Raw genomic sequence first — 1038 nt, 5'->3', positions numbered from 1 at the left:
CCCGAGTTCGACAGTTCAACGGCAAAAATCGTCAAATTCGTAATGCCACCCCAGCATTCATAGGGGTTTCAGCGCCTATTTTCGAAAACGTCTGTGGTGGCACGTTTTATCACGTAGACTCTTTTATTGACATGCCTATCAACCTTGATAGAGTGGCGGCATGCATGTGAAAATCACTACCTCCGGCAGCCGCCGCTATATCCAGCTTGTGGAGTCCTACCGGGATGATGCCGGAAAGGTCAAGAAGCGTACCGTCGCCACATTGGGGCGGCTGGATCAGATCGACAGTCAGTTGAATGCCGTGATTCAGGGCCTGATGAAGGTCAGTGGCCAGGTACCCACCCCGACGCCAATAATTTCTTCACCATCCATCGCTTTTGAAACGGCGCGTGCTTTTGGCGATGTCTGGGCCTTGACCGAACTCTGGAAGGAGCTTGGGTTCAGCGCCCTACGTCAGGTGTTCCGCAAGACCCGCCATACGACCGATGTGGAAGCTCTGATCCGGGTGATGGTCCTCAACCGGCTCTGCGATCCCGAATCGAAACTGGGCGTACTGCGCTGGGTGGAAACCGTCGCCTTGCCGGAGGTCACCGTGACAGCGATTACCCACCAGCAACTCCTGCGCAGCATGGACGCTCTGATGGAGCAACAGCGTGCCGTAGATGCTGTGCTAGCCGGACTGTTGCGCCCCCTGATCGATCAGGACCTGTCCGTGGTCTTCTATGATCTCACCACGATCCGCAGTGAAGGCCTGGTCACGGTTCCCCAGGACGTCCGGCAATTCGGGATGGCCAAGGAAGGTCTGATCGCTCGCCAGTTCCTGCTGGGGGTCGTGCAGACTGCAGAGGGTTTACCGATCTACCATGAGGTCTTCGATGGCAACACCGCAGAGACCAAAACGCTGCTGCCGACCCTGGGCAAAGTGCTGGAGCGCTTTCCGACAGTACGGCGCCTGGTGCTCATCGCGGATCGCGGGTTGTTGAGTCTGGACAATCTGGAGGCGTTGCAGGCGATACGGCTGGCCAACGGGCAGTCTCT

At 57.4% G+C, this 1038-nt stretch carries 1 protein-coding gene; it reads left to right on the top strand.

Annotated features, from left to right (window positions below; genetic code table 11):
- Positions 1-160: 160 nt before the first annotated feature.
- The coding region (locus tag AB4090_RS15060; RefSeq protein ID WP_369574691.1) for an IS1634 family transposase at positions 161-1038 on the top strand (878 nt) is incomplete at its 3' end.

Source organism: Acidithiobacillus sp. IBUN Pt1247-S3, assembly GCF_041146875.1.
Classification (GTDB): Bacteria; Pseudomonadota; Gammaproteobacteria; order Acidithiobacillales; family Acidithiobacillaceae; genus Igneacidithiobacillus.
This window is presented reverse-complemented; position numbering and strand designations above follow the sequence as displayed.